Source organism: Corynebacterium sp. KPL1814, assembly GCF_000478175.1.
Taxonomy (GTDB): domain Bacteria; phylum Actinomycetota; class Actinomycetes; order Mycobacteriales; family Mycobacteriaceae; genus Corynebacterium.
Genome location: NZ_KI515778.1, coordinates 71,237 through 94,201, shown reverse-complemented (window position 1 = coordinate 94,201; position 22,965 = coordinate 71,237). Strand labels below are relative to the sequence as shown.

23 protein-coding genes and 2 pseudogenes are annotated in these 22,965 nt (G+C 57.4%); 8 read left to right on the top strand and 17 right to left on the bottom strand.

Annotation, left to right across the window (positions count from 1 at the left end; all coding sequences use genetic code 11):
- Positions 1–122: 122 nt before the first annotated feature.
- From rplQ to secY, 10 genes are all read right to left on the bottom strand, one after another.
- Positions 123–620 carry a 50S ribosomal protein L17 gene (rplQ, locus tag HMPREF1257_RS10205; protein ID WP_023025214.1) on the bottom strand — a complete coding sequence of 166 codons (498 nt, stop codon included), beginning with the start codon at positions 618–620 and terminating at the stop codon, positions 123–125.
- Positions 621–687: 67 nt separating this feature from the next.
- Positions 688–1,698 carry a DNA-directed RNA polymerase subunit alpha gene (locus tag HMPREF1257_RS10200; RefSeq protein WP_005277080.1) on the bottom strand — a complete coding sequence of 337 codons (1,011 nt, stop codon included), beginning with the start codon at positions 1,696–1,698 and terminating at the stop codon, positions 688–690.
- Between the two features lie 114 nt (positions 1,699–1,812).
- Complete coding sequence (gene rpsD / locus HMPREF1257_RS10195) at positions 1,813–2,418, bottom strand: 30S ribosomal protein S4 (RefSeq protein WP_023016758.1); 606 nt, start codon at positions 2,416–2,418, stop codon at positions 1,813–1,815.
- Between the two features lie 21 nt (positions 2,419–2,439).
- Positions 2,440–2,844: a 30S ribosomal protein S11 gene (gene rpsK, locus HMPREF1257_RS10190; RefSeq protein ID WP_005277076.1), complete on the bottom strand. Its 405-nt coding sequence runs from the start codon at positions 2,842–2,844 to the stop codon at positions 2,440–2,442.
- Between the two features lie 3 nt (positions 2,845–2,847).
- Complete coding sequence (gene rpsM / locus HMPREF1257_RS10185; protein ID WP_023025213.1) at positions 2,848–3,216, bottom strand: 30S ribosomal protein S13; 369 nt, start codon at positions 3,214–3,216, stop codon at positions 2,848–2,850.
- A 182-nt stretch (positions 3,217–3,398) separates the two neighbouring features.
- On the bottom strand, positions 3,399–3,617 hold the full coding sequence (infA, locus tag HMPREF1257_RS10180; RefSeq protein WP_003854422.1) for a translation initiation factor IF-1: 219 nt from the start codon (positions 3,615–3,617) through the stop codon (positions 3,399–3,401).
- A gap of 257 nt (positions 3,618–3,874) precedes the next feature.
- Positions 3,875–4,666 (bottom strand): L,D-transpeptidase, encoded by a 792-nt coding sequence (locus tag HMPREF1257_RS10175; protein ID WP_023027965.1) that lies wholly within the window; start codon positions 4,664–4,666, stop codon positions 3,875–3,877.
- A 66-nt stretch (positions 4,667–4,732) separates the two neighbouring features.
- Positions 4,733–5,527 (bottom strand): type I methionyl aminopeptidase, encoded by a 795-nt coding sequence (gene map / locus HMPREF1257_RS10170; RefSeq protein ID WP_023025210.1) that lies wholly within the window; start codon positions 5,525–5,527, stop codon positions 4,733–4,735.
- Positions 5,527–6,072, bottom strand: coding sequence for an adenylate kinase (locus HMPREF1257_RS10165; protein ID WP_023025209.1), 546 nt, complete (start codon positions 6,070–6,072; stop codon positions 5,527–5,529). The genes map and HMPREF1257_RS10165 overlap by 1 nt, the downstream gene beginning before the upstream one ends.
- Entirely contained in the window at positions 6,072–7,397 is a 1,326-nt protein-coding gene (gene secY, locus HMPREF1257_RS10160; protein WP_034659642.1) for a preprotein translocase subunit SecY, read from the bottom strand. Before secY ends, HMPREF1257_RS10165 begins: the two co-directional genes overlap by 1 nt.
- 384 nt (positions 7,398–7,781) lie before the next feature.
- Between secY and HMPREF1257_RS10155 the strand changes: the two genes are divergently transcribed.
- Both HMPREF1257_RS10155 and HMPREF1257_RS10150 read left to right on the top strand, forming a co-directional pair.
- Complete coding sequence (locus tag HMPREF1257_RS10155; RefSeq protein ID WP_023025207.1) at positions 7,782–9,089, top strand: class I SAM-dependent methyltransferase; 1,308 nt, start codon at positions 7,782–7,784, stop codon at positions 9,087–9,089.
- Positions 9,090–9,101: 12 nt separating this feature from the next.
- Complete coding sequence (locus HMPREF1257_RS10150; RefSeq protein ID WP_023025206.1) at positions 9,102–10,604, top strand: FAD-binding oxidoreductase; 1,503 nt, start codon at positions 9,102–9,104, stop codon at positions 10,602–10,604.
- 254 nt (positions 10,605–10,858) lie between these two features.
- Here HMPREF1257_RS10150 and rplO read toward each other — a convergent pair whose 3' ends face one another.
- The 6 genes from rplO to rpsH are packed head-to-tail and all read right to left on the bottom strand — an operon-like array spanning position 10,859 to position 13,502.
- A complete protein-coding gene (rplO, locus tag HMPREF1257_RS10145; protein WP_005277000.1) occupies positions 10,859–11,305 on the bottom strand; it encodes a 50S ribosomal protein L15 in 447 nt (148 codons plus the stop codon).
- Between the two features lie 3 nt (positions 11,306–11,308).
- Positions 11,309–11,494: a 50S ribosomal protein L30 gene (gene rpmD, locus HMPREF1257_RS10140; protein ID WP_005276997.1), complete on the bottom strand. Its 186-nt coding sequence runs from the start codon at positions 11,492–11,494 to the stop codon at positions 11,309–11,311.
- A gap of 3 nt (positions 11,495–11,497) precedes the next feature.
- Positions 11,498–12,121, bottom strand: a complete 624-nt coding sequence (gene rpsE, locus HMPREF1257_RS10135) for a 30S ribosomal protein S5 (protein WP_023025205.1) — start codon at positions 12,119–12,121, stop codon at positions 11,498–11,500.
- A gap of 40 nt (positions 12,122–12,161) precedes the next feature.
- Complete coding sequence (rplR, locus tag HMPREF1257_RS10130) at positions 12,162–12,563, bottom strand: 50S ribosomal protein L18 (protein ID WP_023025204.1); 402 nt, start codon at positions 12,561–12,563, stop codon at positions 12,162–12,164.
- Between the two features lie 3 nt (positions 12,564–12,566).
- Positions 12,567–13,103 (bottom strand): 50S ribosomal protein L6, encoded by a 537-nt coding sequence (gene rplF / locus HMPREF1257_RS10125; protein WP_023025203.1) that lies wholly within the window; start codon positions 13,101–13,103, stop codon positions 12,567–12,569.
- Between the two features lie 15 nt (positions 13,104–13,118).
- Entirely contained in the window at positions 13,119–13,502 is a 384-nt protein-coding gene (gene rpsH, locus HMPREF1257_RS10120) for a 30S ribosomal protein S8 (RefSeq protein ID WP_005276990.1), read from the bottom strand.
- 354 nt (positions 13,503–13,856) lie between these two features.
- Between rpsH and HMPREF1257_RS10115 the strand changes: the two genes are divergently transcribed.
- Positions 13,857–14,105, top strand: coding sequence for a DUF6457 domain-containing protein (locus HMPREF1257_RS10115; RefSeq protein ID WP_005276987.1), 249 nt, complete (start codon positions 13,857–13,859; stop codon positions 14,103–14,105).
- Positions 14,105–14,923, top strand: a complete 819-nt coding sequence (gene fdhD / locus HMPREF1257_RS10110; RefSeq protein WP_023025202.1) for a formate dehydrogenase accessory sulfurtransferase FdhD — start codon at positions 14,105–14,107, stop codon at positions 14,921–14,923. Before HMPREF1257_RS10115 ends, fdhD begins: the two co-directional genes overlap by 1 nt.
- Here fdhD and HMPREF1257_RS10105 read toward each other — a convergent pair.
- Positions 14,920–15,705, bottom strand: a complete 786-nt coding sequence (locus HMPREF1257_RS10105) for a formate/nitrite transporter family protein (protein WP_023025201.1) — start codon at positions 15,703–15,705, stop codon at positions 14,920–14,922. The genes fdhD and HMPREF1257_RS10105 overlap by 4 nt on opposite strands.
- Before the next feature lie 663 nt (positions 15,706–16,368).
- On the opposite strand from HMPREF1257_RS10105, the gene HMPREF1257_RS12050 reads away from it, so the two are divergent.
- The 4 genes and pseudogenes from HMPREF1257_RS12050 to HMPREF1257_RS12045 all read left to right on the top strand — a co-directional run.
- Entirely contained in the window at positions 16,369–17,085 is a 717-nt protein-coding gene (locus tag HMPREF1257_RS12050; RefSeq protein ID WP_232208574.1) for a hypothetical protein, read from the top strand.
- A gap of 15 nt (positions 17,086–17,100) precedes the next feature.
- A pseudogene (locus HMPREF1257_RS10095) lies at positions 17,101–20,516 on the top strand (choice-of-anchor M domain-containing protein).
- Between the two features lie 169 nt (positions 20,517–20,685).
- Positions 20,686–21,899, top strand: a protein-coding gene (locus tag HMPREF1257_RS10085) for an IS3 family transposase (RefSeq protein WP_232208497.1) whose coding sequence is annotated in 2 segments (ribosomal slippage) — positions 20,686–20,959 and positions 20,959–21,899 — 1,215 coding nt in all. Because the reading frame shifts where the segments join, the coding sequence is not laid out codon by codon here.
- Between the two features lie 898 nt (positions 21,900–22,797).
- A pseudogene (locus HMPREF1257_RS12045) lies at positions 22,798–22,965 on the top strand (IS256 family transposase); the annotation flags it as partial.

The window sequence follows — 22,965 nt, the reverse complement described above, 5'->3', positions numbered from 1 at the left end:
GCCACCTCCCCGTCTCTTCGTAAAGAGAATGGGAAGGCGGCGATTGTGCGCTACTTCTGCGAGTAGGAACTGCAATCCACGCACGGCGTTAGGTCCGGCGCGGATTCAGTGGCCGAGGGAGATTACTTCTCCTCGGACTCCTCAGCAGCGGTGTCCTCGGCCGGAGCCTCGGTCTCTGCAGCCTCGTCTGCCTGAGCCTCTTCAGCCTCAGCGGCCTTGGAAGCGGCAGCGCGGGTAGCGCGGTTAGCCTCGGAGGTCACGGTCTCCTCAAGAACGAGGGAGATCTGGGACATCGGGGCGTTGTCACCGGTGCGGTTGTCCAGCTTGATGGTGCGGGTGTAGCCACCCTCACGGTTCTCAAAATTCGGTGCAACCTCGTCGAACAGGTGGGAAACAACATCCTTACGCGGGATGAGCTTCAGCACTGCGCGGCGGTCAGCGATTGTGCCGGACTTAGCCTTGGTGATGATCTTTTCGACGTACGGGCGAAGAACCTTCGCCTTGGCATCGGTGGTCTTGATGGCGCCGTGCTCGATCAGGCTAGCTGCCAAGTTGCTCAGCATATGAGCTTGCTGCTTGGCGGAGCCACCGAGACGGGCACCCTTCTTCGGGGTAGGCATTGTTTACTCCTCGTGTGCGGTAAAAGTTGAGCGCGCGGCAACGAGTGCCGCAGTTCAGGGTGATTCTTTACTCGGAATCGTCCGCAGCCGGGTCCTTGAAGTCACCGGTTTCTGCGTCGTAGCCCTCGAGCTGGGTGGGGTCGAAGTCCTCAGGGGTATCCTTCAGAGCAAGGCCCAAGTTAGCCAGCTTGATCTTTACCTCATTAATCGACTTCTGACCGAAGTTACGGATATCCAGCAGGTCGGACTCGGTGCATTCTGCAAGCTCGCCGACGGTGTGGATTTCCTGACGCTTCAGGCAGTTGTAGGAGCGAACGGAGAAGTTCAAGTCCTCGATAGGCATGCCGTAGGCGGCGATGTACTCGGTCTCCTGCGGGGAGGGACCAATCTCGATGCCTTCGGCTGCGTTGTTCAGCTCGCGTGCCAGGCCGAAGAGTTCGACCAAGGTGCCGCCGGCAGAAGCCAGGGCATCGCGGGCGGAAATCGAGTTCTTGGTTTCGACGTCGATGGTCAGCTTGTCAAAGTCGGTGCGCTGCTCAACACGAGTAGCTTCGACCTTGTAGGAGACCTTCAGCACTGGGGAGTAAATCTGGTCGATTGGAATACGGCCAATTTCCCCAGAGGTTGCGGCAGCCGGGACGTAGCCACGGCCGCGCTCGACGACGAGCTCAATGTCCAGCTTAGCGGTGTCATTCAGCGAAGCGATGTGCAGATCCGGGTTGTGGATCTCCACGCCAGCCGGCGGCTGGATATCGCCCGCGGTGACATCACCAGGGCCTTCCTTGCTCAGGTACATAACCACCGGCTCATCAGAGTCGGAGGACAGAACCATGCTCTTGATGTTCAAGATGATCTCGGAAACGTCTTCCTTCACACCGTTGATGGTGGTGAACTCGTGGAGCACACCATCAATCTTGATGGAGGTTACCGCTGCGCCCGGGATGGACGACAGCAGGGTGCGACGCAGCGAGTTACCGAGGGTGTAGCCAAAGCCCGGCTCGAGCGGTTCGATGACGAACTTCGAACGAGACGAGTCGATGAATTCCTCGGTGAGCTGAGGACGCTGGGAAATGAGCATTGCAATTCTCCTTTTCGGCGACCGCTATTTGACGCCGGTAGAGGGGGTAAAAATCTTGAGGTTGAAGATTCCTGATGGACCGCGTGGCCTTGAAGAGCCGTGCGGTATAACAGTTTACTTCGAGTAAAGCTCGACGATGAGCTGCTCTTGCAGCGGAATGTCGATCTGAGCGCGCTCGGGCAACTGGTGCACGAGGATGCGCAGCGTATCAGGAACGACCTGCAACCATGCCGGTACGTTGGCATCGATAAGAGCGTCCTGAGCGTCTTCGAACCATTCCATCTTCTGGGAACGCGGGCGAACATCGATGATGTCGTACTGCGTAACCCGGTAGGACGGGATGTTGATGTTCTTGCCGTTCACGGTGAAGTGACCGTGGGAAACGAGCTGGCGTGCCTGGCGGCGGGTGCGTGCCAGACCTGCGCGGTAAACTACGTTGTCCAGGCGGGTTTCCAGAAGGATGACCAGGTTGTCACCGGTCTTGCCTGGGAGGCGGTTAGCCTCGGTGTAGTAGCGGCGGAACTGACGCTCCAGCACACCGTAGGTGTACTTTGCCTTCTGCTTCTCCTGGAGCTGCAGCAGGTACTCAGATTCCTTGATGCGGTTGCGGCCAGCCTGTCCCGGAGGGTACGGGCGGCGCTCGAATGCCATGTCTCCGCCGACCAAGTCGACGCGAAGACGGCGGGATACGCGGGTAGCGGGGCCAGTGTAACGAGCCATTTTCTTACCTCTTTCCTTCCCTTAAACCTTGCGACGCTTGGTCGGACGGCAGCCGTTGTGCGGCTGTGGAGTTGCATCCGTGATCGAGGAAACCTCAAGGCCTGCAGCCTGCAGGGAACGGATGGCGGTCTCGCGGCCGGAGCCCGGACCCTTGACGAATACGTCAACCTTCTTCATGCCGTGGTCCATTGCCTTGCGTGCGGCGCTTTCAGCGGCCATCTGCGCAGCGAACGGAGTGGACTTACGGGAACCCTTGAAGCCAACGTGGCCGGAGGATGCCCAGGAGATAACAGCACCGGTCTGATCGGTGATCGAGACGATGGTGTTGTTGAAGGTGGACTTAATGTATGCGTGGCCCAGAGCCACATTCTTCTTGACGACGCGACGGCCGGAACGGCGTGCGCCGGAACGAGTCTTTGGAGGCATGAACTACTTCTTCTTTCCTGCGATCGTCTTCTTCGGGCCCTTACGAGTACGCGCGTTGGTCTTCGTACGCTGACCGCGTACTGGCAGACCGCGACGGTGGCGCAGACCCTTGTAGCTTCCGATTTCAATCTTGCGACGAATATCAGCCTGAACCTGGCGGCGGAGGTCACCCTCAACCTTCCAGGAGCCTTCAATTGCGTCACGCAGTGCCGAAACCTGTTCATCATCCAGGTTGTCGGTGCGCAGGTCAGGAGAAATGCCAGTCTTTTCTAGCAATTCCTTGGCACGGGTTGGACCGATGCCGTAGATGTAGGTGAGAGCGACCTCCATACGCTTATTGCGTGGGAGGTCAACACCAGCTAGACGTGCCATAAGGCGTGTCCTTTCGGGTTGTTACGGCGGTTTTCTCCCCATCCGTCCCGCTCCATGCAACGCTTCGCCCGGACCGTGCCGGGAGTCCTTGGGTTACTTACCAGTGCGGGCTCAGGCCACCGTAGCCTGAGGTGTACAGGACAAAGTCATGCTTCGCCCTTGGGTGAGGAGGCTGACTGTGTTTACTTGTAGCGGTAGACGATGCGTCCGCGGGTCAGGTCATAAGGAGACAGCTCTACGACGACGCGATCCTCCGGGAGGATGCGGATGTAGTGCTGACGCATCTTACCGGAAATGTGTGCAAGAACCTTGTGCCCATTGTCGAGCTCGACACGGAACATTGCGTTTGGCAGAGGCTCGACGATGCGACCCTCTACCTCAATTGCGCCTTCCTTAGCCATAACCTCTACTTTTCTGGCGACAGACAAGTACCTGTCACCTGCATGTTTGTTGTCTACTGCGGTGGTGCAAGCCAACCAGACCTACTGGCGCTATACACCGTCAAACCAGCATACGCTGCAGCGACACGATTTCCAAACCGTACGCACTTTCCTAATTTCTCAACCTGGAACAAAACTAAAAATACCCTCGCGTTCAGTTCCAAGTTGCGGAACCGAGCACGAGGGCGGGGTGCGCTCACGCGGTGAACTACACCGAATTAGTAGATGTAGACCTTGTCACCAATTTGGACGTCGTTCCAGTAGCGAACCGCTGCATCGTACGGCAGGTGGACGCAACCGTTGGAGTCAACGTTGGTGTTGTCTAGGTGGAAAGCGTGGCCGTTGTTGGTGAAGTAGATGGAATACGGCATCGGCGCGTTGTTGAACTCGCGGGAGATCTCGTCCTTCACCTTGCGGTTGACGTGGAAGGTACCGCGCGGGGTTTCCTCACCCACCATGCCAGCGGACATGGATGGGGAAATGTAGGAAACATCGCCACCTTCCTGCAGCCAGGTGCGGCGGCCATCAAGGTCGACGCAGATCTTGGCGTCTGCTGGGCAGGAACCGCGGTCGAATTCATTGGCGCGGCGCTGCTCCTCCGCACGGCGTGCCGCCTCTTCAGCCTTCGCCTTTTCTTCCGCAACCTGCTGTGCGTGTGCGCGCTCAGCTTCCTCGCGAGCTTGGCGTGCTTCCTCGTTCTTCTGCGCTACTAGGCCCGGGAAAAGGAACTCCAGTGCGCTGTCCACTGCGGACTGCACATTCGGCGCCAGTTCTGGGGCGTACTTCTCAGCCTGATCCAGGATGTCAGTGCGGGTCTGCCATGCCTGGTCACGGGTCTGGCCCTGGAAGTTATCGATCTGCTGCTGGGCCTGTGCGGTGAGCTGATCGAGATTAGGGAGTTGCTGAGCAGAAGCTGCAGGGGCACCAGCGATGGTGCTCAATGCCATGACGCCAGCCACTGCTGGTGCAGCAACGGTGGCACTTAACTTGCGGAGGCTGAATTTAGACATAGTGGTGAGTATAAACCTTTCAGGGGATTATCGCCTAGTTTGAGAGGCGATTTCTAGGAATGTATATCAGGAGCGCCTGGTGAGAATGCGGGGGCCGTCCGCCGTCGCGGCTACCGTATGCTCCCAGTGGGCGGCAGTGGAGCCATCGAGCGTGACCACCGTCCAGTCATCTTCCAGCACCGCACTATCGACGGTGCCCAAAGTGAGCATGGGTTCAATAGCTAGGACAGAACCCTCCTGAATGAGGGGCCCGCGTCCAGGCTTTCCCTCATTTTCCAAATAGGGTTCTTCGTGCATGGTCCGACCAATTCCATGGCCGCCGTAACCGTCCACGATATAGAGGGATACGCCAAACTTATCTTCAGCGCGATAGGTTGCCTGCTCCAAGGCGTGGGACACGTCCGTCAGGCGGTTGCCCGGGACCATCGCTTGCAGCCCTTCCATGAGCACCCACTCAGTCGCCGCATTCAACGCCGCAACGTCCGGGTCCGGTTCACCGATGGGAAAGGACCACGCGCTATCTCCTACCCAACCATCTAGGGTGGCACCGCAGTCGATGGAGAGGAGGTCGCCATCGGCAAGCAGTGTCTTTGCATCGGGGATGCCGTGCACAATGACATCGTTGACGGAAGAACAGATGGAGCCCGGAAACCCCTCGTAGCCCTTGAAGGTAGGGGTAGCACCGGCAGCGCGGATAGTTTGTTCCGCCACCGCATCGAGCTCCAGCGTGCTCACTCCCGGCGCCGCTGCGGCGCGAACTGCCTGCAGCGTCTTGCCGACGATCTCGCCAGCCGCCTGCATGGCATCCAGCTCGCCTGCGGTGCGGGCGGGGATGCGCTTGGTGCGGCGCCGAAAAGCCATTACTTGCCCAGCGCTTCCATAGTGCGGGCGTTGATTTCTTCGACGGAGCCTTCTGCCTTGATGGGGATGATGGCATCGCCGTAGTGCTCGATGAGCGGGAAGGTCTCATCGCGGTAGACACCCAGTCGGGTGCGGATGGTTTCCTCGTTATCGTCGGCGCGGCCGCGGGCCATCATGCGCTCAACAACGACGTCTTCAGAAACCTCGAAGTTCAATACGCCATCGAGCTTTTCGCCCTTCTTGGACAACAGCTCTTCCAAGATATCTGCCTGCTCGGTGGTGCGCGGGAATCCGTCCAAGAGGAAGCCGTTCTTGGCGTCGTCTTGGCTGAGGCGCTCTTCTACCATGCGCGCGGTGACATCGGTAGGCACGAGCTTGCCCGCATCGATATAGGACTTTGCCTCTACACCGAGCGGGGTGCCCTCGCCAATATTGGCGCGGAAGAGATCGCCGGTGGAGATGTGCGGGACGCCGAGCTTTTCACTCAGGATTGCCGCTTGGGTGCCTTTGCCAGCACCGGGAGGGCCGAGAAGTACAAGACGCATTATTTCAGTAGTCCTTCGTAGTTGGATTGGAGAAGTTGGGATTCAATTTGCTTGACCGTGGTCAACGCAACGGAGACCATAATCAAGATGGCCGTACCACCAAAGGCGGAGGTTCCGTTAGCAGAAGAGTGGCCGACGCCCAGGTCCAAGAGGATATTAGGCAAGATGGCGATCAACGCCAAGTACAGTGCACCGACGCTCAGCAGACGGTTCATGACAAAGCCGAGGTACTCCGCAGTGGGGCGACCCGGGCGGATGCCTGGGATGAAGCCGCCGTACTTCTTCATGTTATCCGCTTGCTCGGCGGGGTCGTACTGCACCGAAACGTAGAAGTATGCGAAGAAAATGGTCAGCAGGAAGTACAAGACGATGTACTGCCAGGACGACGGCGCCTGCAGGTGCGCAATGACATTGCGCTGCCACCAGTTATCCGGGGTGTCCACGGAGCTGGAGTTGACGATCTGCGTGATCAGCACCGGCATATAGATCAGCGAGGAGGCGAAGATGACTGGGATAACGCCGGCCTGGTTGACCTTGAGCGGCAGGTAAGTGGAAGAGCCACCGTACTGGCGACGGCCCACCATGCGCTTGGCGTACTGCACCGGAATGCGGCGCTGGCCCTGCTCGATGAAGGTAATGCCGACGACCAAGACAATGAGGCCGGCCAGCACCATGGCAAAGACCATGCCGCCGTTGTTTTGCAGGATGTTCATGCCATCGGTAGGCAGGCGCGTAGCAATGCCGGCGAAAATGAGCAAGGACATACCGTTACCAATGCCCTTTTCCGTAATCAGCTCACCCATCCACATCACGAGGACGGCGCCGGAGGTCATCGTCACCACCAGCAGGATGAGGGTGAAGAAGTTGCGGTCTTCCGCCAAGACCGGCACGCCCTGGCCCAGCAATTGCTCGCGGTCCGCCAACGCAACGATGCCGGAGGATTGCAGAAGCGCCAAGGCAAGCGTGAGGTAGCGGGTGTACTGGGTCATTTTCGCCTGCCCAGACTGTCCTTCTTTCTTCAGCTGCTCAAAGCGCGGGATGACCACGGTCAGCAGCTGCACAATGATGGAAGCCGTAATGTAGGGCATGATGCCGATGGCGAAGATCGACAGCTGCAAGAGGGCACCACCAGAAAATAGGTTAATCACGGAGTACAGGTCTCCGGATTCCTCTGTCAGCTGACGCAAGCGTCCTGCAATTGACGCGTAATCTACACCCGGCGACGGGATCTGTGCACCGATGCGGTACGCAATGATCATCACGATGGTGAAGATGATCTTCTTACGTAGGTCGGCATCCTTAAAAGCCTGCAAAATGGCGGACACTACAAAATCCTCCTGGCCTACCGCTGTCACTGCCACGCGCGAATCTTCAGGATTCTTATTGCAGCGACACACGGAGGTGGACACTCGTTGGCCCCCTCAGGGCTCCGCATCTTTCTCACACGGCGTTATGAAGTAAAGACTAGGAGTCCCAAAGGAACGGTGGAACACTTTTGACCCCATAACCCTACCAGCCATATAACTGCGAGCCACATCTAACCCGCATTATGTGACAATGATTGCCTTTTCTTTCGCGCTTATTCCACTAGGGGTTTACCATGTTAATTATTGCCCCGCGCAATTTTCTACCCGTAGCATTTCGGCCTTGCGGCCCCTAAACACCAAGGTCGTTATTGGTGTGAACCCAACATTGCGAAAGAAGTCTGAATGAGCAAAAAATTCACGCCGATGACCGTTGCTGAGATCATCGACGTCTTCATCCCTAGTCCCAATCCCTTCCGCTGGGAGGCCTTTGATGGATCGGCCACCGGCCCTGCCGATGCCGAATTCAAGGTCACCATCAATAGCCTTGGCGGACTTGCTTATATCGCCACCCACCCAGGCGACGTCGGATTCGCCCGCGCTTATGTCACCGATGGCATCTCTGTAGAAGGTGAGCACCCTGCGCACCCGTACGGCATCTTCAACGCCCTGCACGCCATGTATGACAAGTTCGAAAAGCCCAGCGCTAAAGATATGGCACGCGTGATTCGTTCGCTTGCTTCCATGGGCGCCTTCCACATCCAGCCGGTGCCTGAGGTAGAGCGCGCCTCTTGGCTGCGCCGCAAGCTGCACGACGGCCTGTCCAAGCACTCCAAGGAGCGCGATGCCGACGTCATTTCGGACCACTACGACGTGGGCAATGACTTCTACGAGCTCTTCTTGGGCGATTCCATGACCTATACCTGCGCCTACTTCCCCACCCCGGATGCCACCTTGGAGGAAGCGCAGGAAAACAAGTACCGCCTCATCTTTGACAAGCTGCGCCTCAAGGAAGGCGACACCCACCTTGATGTGGGCTGTGGCTGGGGCGGCATGGTGCGCTACGCCGCACGCCGCGGCGTGAAATCCATCGGCGTGACCTTGTCGCAAGAGCAGGCCGAGTGGGGTCAAAAGAAGATCGAGGAAGAAGGCCTACAAGATCTGGCTGAGGTCCGCTTCATGGACTACCGCGATGTCACAGAAGAAGGCTTCGATGCCATCTCCGCCATCGGCATCATCGAGCACATCGGTGTGCAGAACTACGATGACTTCTTCAAATTCATGTACAGCAAGCTCAAGGTCGGTGGGTTGATGTTGAACCACAACATCACCTACCCGGATAACCACAAGACGCCCAAGGGCGGGTTCATCGACCGCTACATCTTCCCCGACGGCGAGCTCACCGGCTCTGGTAACGTCACCAAGGCCATGCAGGACAATGGCTTCGAGGTCTTCCACACCGAGTCCCTGCGCTTCGATTACATGCGCACCCTGCACGAATGGTGCGAGAACTTGAAGGAAAACTGGGAAGAGGCCTGCGATCTGGTCGGCCTACCCACCGCCCGCCTCTACGGCATCTACATGGCCGGCTCGGAGTGGGGCTTCGAGCGCAATATCATTAACCTCTACCACTTCTTGGGCATCAAGCTTGGTGAAGCCGGCTCCCGCGCCGGCGTGCCTGAGCGCCGGTGGTGGGAAGACAGCCGCTTTTAAAAGGAGCCCACTATGACCCTTTTGGATCAATTGCGCGAGCGCGTTTCTGCTTTGCAGCCGCGCCCAGTCGACGCCGTGCGCATCGAGCCCGTGGGCTGGCAGGCCCACCGCGCAGGCGTAGACACCTTGTTGCGCAGCTTCCGCGAGGTTCCCGCCGGCAAGCGCGTGCGCTTGGCCAAGAAAACTTCTAACCTCTTCCGCGGCCGCAGCGAGAATCAGGTAGGCCTCGATGTCTCCGGCTTGGGCGGGGTCATCGAGGTCGATCCCCTCGCCCGCACCGCCGATGTCCAGGGCATGTGCACCTACGAGGACTTAGTCGATGCCACCCTCCCGCACGGCCTCATGCCGTTTGTGGTGCCGCAGCTGAAGACCATCACCCTAGGTGGCGCTGTGACCGGCATGGGCGTGGAGTCCACCAGCTTCCGCAACGGCCTGCCGCACGAGTCCGTCATCGAGATGGATATCCTCACCGGCACCGGTGAGATCCTCACCTGCTCGCGTGAGCAGAACGTCGATCTCTTCCGCCTCTTTCCCAATTCCTATGGTTCTTTGGGCTACGCGGTGCGCCTCAAGATTGAGCTCGAGCCCGTGCCTCCCTACGTGGAGCTGCGCGAGCAGCGTTTCCACACGGCGGAGGAGGCAAGCCGCGTGCTTGCCGATGTCTCCGTTAACCACACCCACGAGGGTGAGACCGTCGATGGGCTAGACGGTGTGGTCTTTTCTGAGGACGAGGCCTACCTCGTCTTTGCCCGCTTCACCGATGAGGAAGGCCCTACCTCCGATTACACGCGGGATAAGATCTATTACCGCAGCCTGCAGCACGCCCAGGGCATGCGGCGCGACCGGCTCACCATCCGCGACTATATCTGGCGCTGGGATACTGACTGGTTCTGGTGCTCGCGCGCGTTTGGCGCCCAGAACCCCAAGGTCCGCAAGGTGTGGCCGCGCGAGCTGCGCCGCAGCTCCTTCTACTGGAAGCTGGTGCGCTTGGACCGCAAGTACGAGCTGGAGTACAACTTCATCAAAAAGCCGCACGGCAAGCCGCGCGCCGAGCGTGTTGTCCAAGATATCGAGGTCACCCCGGAAAACCTCCCGGATTTCCTCCACTGGTTCTTCCAGGCCTCCGATATCCAGCCTGTGTGGCTGTGCCCCATCCGCCTGCGCGATGGCGTGGGCGAGCTCGTAGGCACCGGTGATATTGCCGCCGAGTCCCAAGATCCCTGGCCGCTCTACCCGCTGCGCCCCGGCAAGACGTGGGTCAACGTCGGTTTTTGGTCCGGCGTGGATGGCGATCACGTCGATCCCAGCGCCCCCGGCAATGGCGCCTTCAACCGCGTTATTGAAGAAAAGGTCAATGACTTGGGCGGCCACAAGTCGCTGTATTCCGAGGCCTTCTACTCCCGCGAGAGGTTCGAGGACCTCTATGGCGGAAAGCTCCCGGATGCGATCAAAGCGGTAACGGACCCGGACGACCGCTTCCCCGGCCTCTTTGAAAAGACCGTGGACGAGGCTTAAGACGGCCTCCCACAATCACTGAAGGGTGGAACGCTTTCACGAGCGTTCCACCCCTTTTTGTCGCTTAACCCAGCTCCCGGGCCGGTTCAGCGGCGCGCGCAGGTGACTGCCGCGCGCGCAGGCAATTACTGCGCCTGGGCCACCTGCGCGGTCTCCGAGTTATCCGGCTGGGATAGCTGCGACAGATCGACTACACCCCCTCGCCCCGCACGCTAGGTGCGAGGAAAGGGGGTGTAGCTATTCTCTAGTCCAGATTATTTGGTGTTGGCGGAACCGCCAGCAGCCTCAATCTTTTCTACAGCGGACTTGGAGAACTTGTCTGCGGTGACGTTCAACTTAACGTTGATGTCGCCGCTGCCCAGAACCTTGACCGGCTGGTTAGCGCGGACGAGGCCAGCAGCTGCGATGTCAGCGACGGTGATGTCGCCGCCATCGGCAAACTTCTCGGCCAAGTCAGCCACGTTAACAACCTGGTACTCAACGTGGTTCGGGTTCTTGAATCCCTTGAGCTTAGGCAGACGCATGTGGATGGGCATCTGTCCACCCTCGAAAGCAGCGGGAACCTGCTTACGAGCGCCGGTACCCTTGGTACCGCGACCAGCGGTCTTACCCTTGGATGCCTCACCGCGGCCGACGCGGGTCTTGGGCTTATTTGCTCCTGCGGTTGGGCGCAGGTCGTGCAGCTTGATGATATCAGCCATGGTTTACTCCCCTGCCACTTCTTCGACGGTGACCAGGTGGCGAACCTTGTGAACCATACCGCGGATGATCGGGGTGTCCTGCTTAACTACGGACTGACCGATGCGCTTGAGGCCCAGAGCCTCAATGTTCTTGCGGTGGTTCGGCTTGGTGCCCACCAGGCCCTTTACCTGTGTAATCTTCAGAGCCATTGTTTATGCCTCCTGACCTGCGCGCTTGCGCAGCATACGGGCCGGGGTGACCTCTTCGAGGGACTTGCCACGGCGTGCGGCAACCTCTTCGGGGCGAACCAGCTGCTTGAGGCCGTCCACGGTAGCGCGGACGACGTTGAGTGCATTGTCGGAGCCCAGGGACTTCGACAGAATGTCCTGCACGCCAGCGCATTCGAGCACTGGACGAGCAGCACCGCCGGCGATGACACCAGTACCAGGAGCGGCGGGCTTCATCATGACGATGCCCGCTGCGTCGCGACCCTCGACCGGGTGGGTGATGGTGCCGGCAACCATAGGTACGCGGAAGAAGTTCTTGCGAGCCTCTTCTGCCCCCTTCTGGATTGCAGCCGGAACTTCCTTAGCCTTGCCGTAGCCAACGCCTACCTGACCCTGGCCGTCACCAACGACGACGAGAGCGGTGAAGGACATGTTGCGGCCGCCCTTAACGGTCTTGGAGACGCGGTTGATGGTCACAACGCGCTCGATGTACTTATCGCGCTCGTTGTCCTGCTGGTTACGACGATCGTTGCGACGGCCGTTGCCGCCGCGGTTGTTCTTGTTGTTCTCGGCGGAGCGTCCGCCGTCACGCTGTTCACGGTCCGACATTACGCGATCCTTCCGTTGATGTTTCCGTTGACGATGATCATTAGAACTTCAGACCACCTTCACGTGCGGCGTCTGCCAGCGCAGCGACGCGGCCGTGGTACTTGTAGCCTGCGCGGTCAAAGACGACCTGCTCAATGCCAGCGGCCTTGGCGCGCTCAGCAATCAGTTCGCCCACCTTGGCAGCCTTTGCCTTCTTATCGCCCTCGAATGCACGGATGTCCGCTTCCATGGAGGATGCGGAAACCAGGGTGTGGCCTGCCAAGTCATCGATGACCTGGACGTGCATGTGGCGCGAAGAGCGGTGCAGGACCAAGCGCGGGGACTCAGGGGTGCCACGCAGGGTCTTACGGATACGGAAGTGGCGGCGTGCGCGTGCTTCGCGACGACGAGAAGAAATGTCCTTGCCGACTGGAGTGCGCTTCGTGTTTTCAGTGTTTGCCATTGCTTACTTACCCGTCTTTCCGACCTTGCGACGGATCTGCTCGCCTTCGTAGCGAATACCCTTGCCCTTATAAGGATCGTCCTTACGCAGGCGACGGATATTAGCGGCGATCTGTCCGACTAGTTGCTTGTCAATACCGGTAATGGACAGCTTGGTGTTGCCGTCCACTGCGAAGGTGATTCCCTCCGGAGCCTTGATGAGGACCGGGTGGGAATAGCCCAGGCTGAATTCCAGATCCTGGCCCTTTTGCTGCACACGGTAGCCGACACCAAAGATTTCCATCTTGATGGTGAAGCCCTCGGTCACGCCGATGACGGCGCTGTTGAGCAGCGAGCGGGACAGGCCGTGCAGTGCACGGTGCTTGCGGTGATCATCAGGGCGGGAAACGGTCAAGATGCCGTCTTCCACGTTGATGGTGATCGGATCCGGAACGTTTACGCTCTGGGTACCCTTAGGGCCCTTGACCTCAACGTCTTGGCCGTTGATGTTGATTTCGACGCCGTTTGGTACGGCGATCGGTGCTAGACCGACTCGAGACATGTGTCAAACCTCCCTTTACCAGACGTAGGCGAGAACTTCTCCGCCTACGCCCTTCTCCTCAGCCTGACGGTCAGTCAGCACACCGTGGGACGTGGAAATGATAGCCACGCCCAGGCCACCCAAGACCTGTGGCAGTTCGGTGGACTTTGCATACACACGCAGACCCGGCTTAGACACGCGACGCAGACCAGACAGGGAACGCTCGCGGTTGTTGTACTTCAGCTCGAGGGACAGGGTGTGGCCCTCAACGGTGTAGTCAGCGATGTAGCCTTCCTGCTTCAAGATGTCAGCAATGTTTGCCTTCAACTTGGAGGTAGGCATCGACACGACGTCGTGGTGTGCGTTACTTGCGTTACGCACACGCGACAGCATGTCGGCAATAGGATCAGTCATAGTCATATGAGTGACCGTGTACCTTTCTCGTTGCGGTTCCCGTGCTCACCAAAGCGTTTTCCGTGTGATTTCGGGCTACTCACGCTCCTCACGGTCAATACCGCAAGGCGCTCGCCACCCTTTGATTCAGACAACGGTCCGCTATAAACGGCGAGGGGCCTACAACAAAGTTGATGTTCAATTCTTTTTCGGCTCTGCGTTTTGCCAGTTCAGCACGCAAAACCCGCAGGGCTTTGCGCGTGCACCGGTTGTAGCGCAGGCACGCGGGAACACTTTACGCCATATCCTGCGGTTTTCCAAATAAATCCGCTGCATTCATTACAGTCGGATGCAGCGCCACATAATTGAGGAGTAGTTGAGATGAGTACCGAGAACGAAGATCCGATCCGCACCGCCCACCAATGGCTTGAAGAAGCCGCACGGCTATTAAACCTCGAGCCCCACGAGGCCACGGCGCTGACCCGAGAACTACTGGATCTAACCAAGGACGTGGCCCATACCCAATCGCGGCCGGCAGCACCGTTGACGGCGTTCGTGGTGGGGTTGGCATCGGCAAGCACGGCAGAAGCCAAGGTAAATATCGAAACCCTCAAGGAGGCGCTGAAGTAATGGCTGGACGTAAGAATGCCACGTTTGCTGTCACGAAGGTCCGTCTGGGCGAGCACGCGCAGGTAGATACCCGCGCCGATACCGTCGCCGGCGAGGAGCCGCTTGAGATTCGCGTAGGCGGGCAGACCATCACCACCACCATGCGCACCCCGGGCCACGATATTGAATTGGCGCACGGTTTCCTCCACTCCGAGGGGCATATTGCCGCGCTTTCCGATGTCACCACTGCCCGCTACTGCGCCGGTGCCACCGTCGAAGGCATGAATACCTATAACCTGCTGGACCTGGAGCTGGTAAAGAACACCCCACTGAGCTTGAGCGATCTTCGCCTGACCACGACGACGTCCGCCTGTGGCGTGTGCGGGACCTCCTCTATCGAGGCGCTGACGAAGAAGTCTCGCTACCCCATCCCCCATATCCCCGTGGACCCACAGCTGGTGGTCCAGCTGCCGGAGAAACTGCGCGCCGCCCAAAAGGAATTCCGCAAGACCGGCGGAATCCACGCCGCCGGCGCGTTTACCCTCGAGGGTGAGCCGGTGGTCATCCGGGAGGACATCGGCAGGCACAACGCCGCTGATAAGGTCATTGGCAATCTGCTCATGGAAGAGCGCCTGCCCGCCGATGACCTCATTTTGGTCATGAGCTCGCGCGCCAGTTTCGAGCTGGTCCAAAAAGCCGCCATGGCAGGTTTTGGCATGCTCGTTGCCGTCAGCGCTGCTTCCTCCCTTGCCGTAGAGACCGCGCGCGAAACCGGCATGGCGCTAGTGGGCTTTGCCCGCGCCGATCGCTTTAATCTTTATTCGGGCACGCTGGCCTAGTCGCGGTAGTCCTCCGGCCCATTATTGAGCCAGGCGTAGACCCCACCGATGAGCAGGCCGCCGCCGATGAAGTTGCCTATCCACACCAGCGTCCAGTTGAGAGCAACATTGCCAATTGTCAGTGCGGCCGGCAGTGGATCGCTGCCGAAGAAGGTAAGCGCAAAGAGGCAGAAATTGGCAATTACGTGCTCCAAACCCAGGCCCACGAAGATACCGATGATCGGGACGATAACAAAGAACTTCGACACAACGTCCTTGGCAAAGACCGCGCTAACGATGCCCATATTGACCACGAAGTTTGCGGCCATGCCCTCTACGAGCATTCCCTGCGGGGATTTGGTCAGCTTGCCTTCAGAGATGGTGACCAACAGGTGCGAGGGATCCATATTCGCGAGCTTGGCGGACATGCCGATGACGGCGGCAAAGATGATGGCGCCGACTAGGTTAAAGATCGTGGTAATAAGCAGTACGTAGAAGGCCTTGCCCCAGGACAGGTGCTTCTGTATCGCCCCGTAGACCATGTACATCATATTGCCGGTGGCCAGCTCAGCGCCGAGGATAACGATGGCAAATAGGCCCAAGCCGAAGAACAGGGCAAATGCCACAGACCCCAGGCCCGGGGCAACGCCTTCTACCGCTTGGCCTACGACGCCGGCAAACACGGTACCGATGCACAAGTAGACACCGGCGAGGATTGCGCGGACAGAAAATCGTGCAAATGATTGATCGAGCAGGGCGGCCTTTTTCAGGGATGCGCCCTTGGCAGCTTCGTTGAGAGACACCGTTTCTTATTTTCCTTATTTAGCTTTACTTATACGGACAAGAGAACCACGGATTATCGTAGCGGTTAGCGCAACCGCTACCTCGATAAGCCGGAACAACCGCTACCTCGATAAGCCGGAAAAGAAAATTATTACTCTAAGCTGGGTTCACACCCATCCCTATTGTCCCTAGTTTCCTCGGAGGTCACAGTGGAGCACCAAGACCACCCACGGAGGAAGGGATCTCACTTATCCGCAGCGCAACCGCGCCACACTATATCCTTAAATCACAACACTCCAGGCCATGCTTCTAGCGTTGCTGATAAAAATTCCCGGCCCAAAGGTGGCTCTGGCCGGCACCATTCCACAGAGCGCGATTGGCGGAAAGCAGAGCATCACGCGCGTCACATCCAAAGCCGTTACCCGAATCGCAGAATAAAAGAGACTTCAGTTCCAAGGCACCGAAAAGCCCCTTCTTCCCCTTGGGATCGCTTTAAAGGCGCATGGGCGTCCTCCGGAGTTCTTCGAGTCTCAGCCGGCATCGTTGCAACGATCCTCGTCATCAGCACGATCGATCGCAGCATCAATACGACCGAGCAAAGCATAAGCCCACCCAAAGGGTTAGAAACCAACGAGGCCCCTGGAGAAACATCTCCCGTAATCGAACCGTCGGCGGCACTAGACATGTATATCCCTGCCATCGACGTCCATGCGCAATTTGAGGATGGCACGTGCCGCGTAGTCGATGGCGCCATAAACCCTGACACCATGGATAAGGCTTGCACTTATACTGCCGATGACCGCCCCTACTCCCTGCCGGGAACTAATGCCGACGATATCGTCGTTATCGCTGGGCACACCGGCGCCGGCGTGCCTGCCGTATTCAATAAGCTTTACGATGGCGCTGCCAACGAGCACAAGGTCAGCATCGGCGACAAGCTGTACGTACGCACCAAGAATTCCGACCAGAACTGGCTCACCTACACCGCAACCGATCTTCACGATCCCGATAAACAAGGCCTAGCCGGGGACTCAAGCGTATGGGGAGACGAGGCGATGCCAGGCAGGCTGCTGACCATTAGCTGCATTCAACCCGCTAACCCCCCTCAAGGCAGCCGTTCGCAATGCCGTCGTGGGATGGCAATTCGAGGGCACCACCCACACCGCAGACAACAAATCTTAACCGCTCAGCAGCACTGCGGTCACTCGCCCGCCTTCCGCTTATCCGCTCCTTTACCTCAGCTTTACACAGTCCCCGCTTCCGCAACCGGAGGTGGGGACTTTCTATATCTTCTTTCCCAGCTCGCGGGCAAAGGTTCACTATTTTCAACAACGCTAACGATAACGGTTTGCAATAGTGTAGTATTCGTCGCAACCTATATAAAAGTTCACTGCACCTAACCTTGGGAGAACCTTATGCCGTTGCGCACCTCACTACCGCGCCTTGCCAGCATAGTCGTGGCCTTGGCGCTCGCGTTATTCCACGCTCCCTTCGCCCTCGCTGAGGACGCCCCACTTGTCCGCACCCAAACGCACGTAGATTCCCCGCACGCGGTGTGGAAGGACGGAAACTTCAAACTCATGTCCAATAGTGCGGGCCTAGTCCCCATCGAGGACACGATCAACTGGGTCAGCCACGGCCGCGTCGATGGCGGCCTAGGAGCCTATGCCTGGCGCGTTCCCGATGACCCGCGCTTCGAGTTTCTCAATGCCGAGAAAACCAGCTCATGTACTACGGCGGCCCCGCAGTAGGCTTCCCGAAAAACACCATGCCCATCTGGGCTGGGTTCGGTGCCGCCGCGGATCTTCCCACCGATCAATTCCGCGATAAATCCTTCAACATGGAAATCGTTGATTTTAAGGGCCCCGGCCGCATGGAGCTGTTTACCTACAGCGACGAGAACTATCCTCTGAACCGCCTCTGGTCCTCCCACGACCCGGGATTCCGTACCACCTGGGTCAATGCAGGCACGCACACGCATAACGCCACGACGTTTACCCGTCCTGGCCACTACGAAGTAACCTACCGCGCTTCGGCTCGAAAGAAGGATGGCACTTTCATCCACTCCGAGCCACAAACCTTGGTCTGGCAGGTAGGCGGAACCAACCCCGCCGAGCGCACGATCACCGACCTTGATACCGCCTTTAATGACGCCAAGTCTGAATACTCAGGCTCCGAAGGGGCCGAGTCCAACGCTCCTATATTTAAGATGGCTCCCTCCAAGGCCGATACAAAGGGCGCGAAGCAAGGCATCCTCACCACGCTCTCCCTCGATACCGGCAATGCCAAAGACTCCGGCCGCGCCGTATTCACCATCAACGGCCACTACCTTGCCGAGCGCAAGGTAGAAGGCGGTAAGGCTTCGTGGGATGAAATGATTGGTGATGAAGAATCCAACTTCCAAGCCATCTTTATCCCCGACAATGATTCCCCAAGCCCTCGCTGGGTATCCGAACCCGTAAAGTTCTGGACCAGCACCGATGGGGAAAAGGACGATGAAGATGCCGAAGCTTATACAACGAAAAGCGGCGAGCTTCCTACCCCAGAGATGGAAGAGATAGAGCCGTTTGAGACCGATCCCCTTGAGATCACGAGCTCTGATGTCACCGTTTCCACCAGTAAAGTGTACGGCGAGGGCGACCGTAATATCGACATCACCGTAGCTCCCGAGGATGACCGCACCACGGTGCGCGTTACCGGCGGCTTCTACAAAGTAGATGGCGAACCGATGACCAGCCTGCCGCAGAACGCTATTGCAGATTGCGAAATCGGCTTTACTTCCGGGCCGGGGCAAAGAACGAGCAGGCAACTCATCGACAGTTGTAAGCAACCCGGATACCAACTCATGCTGCGCATCGTTCCTGACTCCCGCTCCGATGCCGCCGGCGCCTCGCTATTTAGCCATACTCACAAGGATGCTTATGAGCCGATCGCTGAGACCACCGTCTCGTTCGCTGAGGCTTCTGACTCCACGGATTCACAGGACCCAGAAGGATCGGAGAAGCCAGAAGACTCCGACGCCCCAGAGAAGCCGCAGGATTCGGAAGAATCAGAAGGCTCTGCCCCATCCAAGAATCCCTCGCCTTCCACGACCTCGAAGCCTTCTGTTCCCAAGATCCCCTCACCCAAGCCGCAGAACCCGAAGGATAAAGACACCCCGCACAAGGAGCTCAATCTGCACCGGGGTCACGTAGATATCGCCCCGATCCACGAAGATGGTGAGCTGCACCTAGGCATCAAGGACGAGACGAACCTGTACCACATTGGTGCAATCTGGCGTAAGCCTTCCGATGTCTTTTTCACCGTTCCAAAGCAGGTCAAGTCCACTTTGAACAAAGACATTCCGCACTTTGGAAAGAAAGGCAGCGCTGCCTACGTCCTGCCAGAGACACAGCGCACCGGTGTAGTGTGGCCTGGGCTCAGCACTGAGGATGCTTACAAGGACACCAAGAAGAATTACACCTTTACCTTCACCCCCGTCAGCGCCCCGAAGGACGGCGAATGGTTGGCATACCAGGCTGATCAGACCGGGCTGGACCAGCGCCTTGCCGGCAGCGATGGCACGCATTCCTACACCACCGAAACCGCAGAACACATACACCTCAACTGGGCATTCAACAAACCCGGTACGTATGAAGTTGGTGTCACGGTCGCAGAAAAAGACGGTAAGCCTGCGAAAAAGGCTGTTCTGCGCTTCAAGGTAGCTACCGAGGATTCATCATCTGCTGCCCCACCCACTACTGGGAACGACAGTGCCACTGAAGGCGACTCCAACGGCACGGAAAGCACCACACCGTCGAAGGAACCAAGCCCAGAGACAACGGAACCTGCTCCCAGCGCAGAACCGTCTAAGAAGCGCGAGATTACCAAGGGCCACATCGACTTCGGGCCAAAGGTTGTGGACAACAAGCTCGGCTTCTATGTCAACGAAGACGACCAACACAACGTGCCTGAAGACGTAGCGCTGCGCATTCACGATGCCCGCCGCGTGACGGTCGCTGACTCCCTGGCTAAGACGCTGTCTTTTACCGGAATGGTAAAGACTGGCTCAACGATCTACCACCTACCATTGCAACAGGACCACGACGCTGTGTGGCCGGGGTGGGACACGATCAAGGTGGGGCAAGACTACCGTGACGCCGCGATCGAAGTTCGCCCTAAGTCGGCGCCTACGGACGGAAAATGGTGGGCCGGCCACACTGCCTCCCTAAACACGCCGGCACGCACCTTAGCCGATAGCAACGGCACCCATACGATCAAAGGCGTTGAGGATGGTCCTTTCCATGTCCACGCGCACTGGATTTTTACCGAACCAGGCCGCTACGAAATGGACATGCGCACCGTCAACAACGACGGCGACAAACTCACCGACTGGCACACCGTGACCTTCCTCGTGGGCGATTCAACCACCCAGCCCGGTGGAAAGGACACCGACAAAGAAAGAGATAAGGAAAACAACAAGCCCGCAGACTCCTCGAAGGTTAAGCAGCCAGGCGCTACCAAGCCAGATAACGGCTCGAATAGCACCGGCACTAATAAGCCGGGGTCCGATAAGTCCAAGGCAACTAACTCATCTGGATCGAATGCGGGCGCTAAGGCATCCATGGGAAATGGCGCTGGGAAGTCGGACGGCTCCACCAAGTCCACTACTGCTAAGGGCGCAGGCAGTGGCTCTGGTCCAAGCTCCAGATCCGGCGGAGGCTCTTCCAGCTCCCACAACGGCGCACTAGCCTCTACGGGTGCCAATATCGGTTGGGTTCTCGTGCTCGCCGCACTCTTTATTGTCGGCGGCATAGTACTGGTGAAAAAGCGGTCTAAAGGCAGTCAGTAGCCCTTAAGCTCCGGGGTTCGTTGACCGCCCAACCGCAACGAACTCTCACCGAGGAACTGCTCCACGACCTTAGAACCCAAGAAGCATCAACCCCTAACGCAGAGCTCAGTGAGGTTACCCTCGTTTAGTGGACACCCGATTAGTGCGGATCTTGTGTCCGTAGGAGAGGATGTTCATTGTGAGTTCGTCAAGGAAGAAGTACACCCCGGAGTACCGGCAGGAGGCCGCCAGACTGGTCATTGAGTCTGGGCGCCCAATCGCTCATGTGGCTAAGGAAATTAGCGTATCAGCCACAATTTTAGGCAGGTGGGTCAAACTTGAGCGGGAACGCCAAGGCTCGGTAGATGGCCGCAGTGATGCCGATATACGAGCCGAAAACGCTCGCCTGCGTCGTGAGTTAGCTGAGGCCAAGATGGATAATGAGTTCTTGTCAAAAGCCACCGCCTTCTTCGCTGCGAAGCAACGCGATCGGAAAAATTTGAGCTAATGCAGCAGGAGAAGGCGAACTACAGCATCAAACGAATGAGCAGGTTATTAGAGGTTTCTCGTTCTGGCTACTATAAATGGCAAAAGGCTCAAGCAGTACGGCTTCGTGGTGAAAATCAGCGTCAGAGATTCCTCGACCAGTTAGACAGGAAAATTCATGACATCTGGGAAGATTCTGACGAAGTCTACGGTGCCCCACGGATTACTGCAGAACTCGCCGAGGGTGGGGTCTATGTGAATCGCAAAACCGTGGCCAAACGCATGCGGATGATGGGTATTGAAGGCATCTCACCCAGGGCGTTTGTTCCCGTAACGACGATTCAATCCAAGCGGAAGTCAACGCTTCCAGACCTAGTGAAACGCCTATTTGATCAAGGGCAGCTTAATCGAGTGTGGATGTCGGATATTACCTATCTACGCACGAATGAGGGCTGGCTGTACCTATGCGTTATCCGCGATGGACACTCCCGCCGAGTCCTAGGCTGGTCCATGGATAGTGTGCAGGATTCTTACCTAGTTGAACGTGCACTGCGCATGGCTTACACCCTGCGTGGTGAAGTACCCGACGGCGTGGTCTTCCACGCCGATCGTGGTACCCAGTTCACCAGCGAACAGCTGTGGCAGGTCTGTCAAGAACTAGGGATTGCACAATCGGTCGGCCGTACTGGTGTCTGCTTTGACAATGCGATGGCCGAGTCGTTCTGGTCGACATTGAAGACCGAATTTTACGATCGGAAGGAATGGCGAACCCGCAACGAAGCCCGGAAGGCGGTGGCTCGCTGGATTGAGATTGTCTACAACCGGCGCCGTCGCCACTCGTCCATCGGGATGGTAAGCCCCGTCGATTTCGAAGCCCAGCTCGCTGATCAAAATGGTAATAAGAAGGCCGCTGCTTAACCCCTAAGCAGCTTAACTACGTGTCCACGATTTGCGGGCAACCCCATCAGCCCCGAGCATGGTCGATTACTAGCTCGGGCCGGGCTCATTTTGCGTTTTAAAGTGGTTTTTACGCACCAAGCCTTTAATCTCTGCCCGAATAGGTTGAAAGCTAACCTGGACTGCTGCATTCAGCATGTTAAACATAGTTCAATGGAATATGCCGGGTATCTACCTACCTTCCTGATTCATTCCTTTTAACAAAGAAAAACTATGCATAATAAATTTAGCTAACTGTTTACGGGTTCTTGGGAAAGTCAGTGGAAATTGAGCCCGTATGCAGTGATGACCCAAATAAGTGATAGAATAGACTGACCACTAAGAGAAATTGGGTCTATGCCGATCACCGTGATGACCTGAGCTATTTATAACCAATGGATGGACGAAGGCTCCCCCGTGAGAAATGTGATTAGCTTTGTTTAGTCGTATATCGAAATCTGTTTTACTTCCTTTAATCATTCTTGTATCCACTTCTCTAGCGGGATTTTTCTGGGGAGAATTAAGGGCTTTTCCTCTTGCTATGGCGGTAATATACATGACCCTGTACAACGCCTCTATACGTAGAGATTTTTGCCCAAGATCGGAATCTGGGGTATTTATCGTCGGGTTTGCACTATCCATTTTTGGTGGATTAATGAATGGTTCAAACTATGCATTCGCTCTTGGGCTTATGATAGCTTCGACATTCCTTATGTTTTTAAAACTTAATAATGCGTGACCAACCCGACCAAGGAAGTGAAATGGCTGGCCATTAAGCCTTTACCATGGCCACTAGTATTCCCATCTACTTCTGGAGAGTGTCTAATGGTTTGTGTGTGGGAACCTAACCCGCATAAGGAGATGAACCAGAATGACTACTATGGCGAGACGAGATCCGGCTGATAAGGCCAAGATTGATGCGATTGAAAAGAAGCTGCTTGCTAACCCAGAAATCGCGAAACTGATTGATGAGCTAGGCACGTCCACCACGGATGCCAACGACCTAGTTCGGGGCATGTTACAAGCCTCAATTACCCGGGGTTTGAAT